The sequence below is a fragment of the Escherichia sp. AM3 genome (assembly GCF_032029835.1).
GTDB lineage: Bacteria > Pseudomonadota > Gammaproteobacteria > Enterobacterales > Enterobacteriaceae > Escherichia > Escherichia coli.
Genome location: NZ_JAVUPQ010000915.1, coordinates 1 through 279 on the forward strand (window position 1 = coordinate 1; position 279 = coordinate 279).

Sequence of the window (279 nt, forward strand, 5' to 3'; positions counted from 1 at the left end):
GTATCAGGCCGAACAGGCGATTGACGATCTGCTGGCGAACTTCCCGAACCGCTTCGTAGCGGGTGCCCTGCGCACGGTGATCTTCCCGACCGGTCGTCATCACCTGGCGCCGTCCGACAAGCTGGATCACAAAGTGGCAAAAATCCTCCAGGTACCAAGCGCAACCCGCTCTCGTATTGGTCGGGGTCAATATCTGGCACCTACCCCGCATAACCCGGTAGGTTTGCTGGAAGAGGCGCTGCTTGATGTGATGGCCGCCGACCCGATTCACCAGAAGAT

At 59.1% G+C, this 279-nt stretch carries 1 protein-coding gene; it reads left to right on the top strand.

Features of this window, described 5'->3' with window-relative positions:
* Window positions 1-279: acyl-CoA dehydrogenase domain-containing protein (locus RTW80_RS29040; protein WP_312721568.1), on the top strand; the 279-nt coding region annotated here is incomplete at both ends.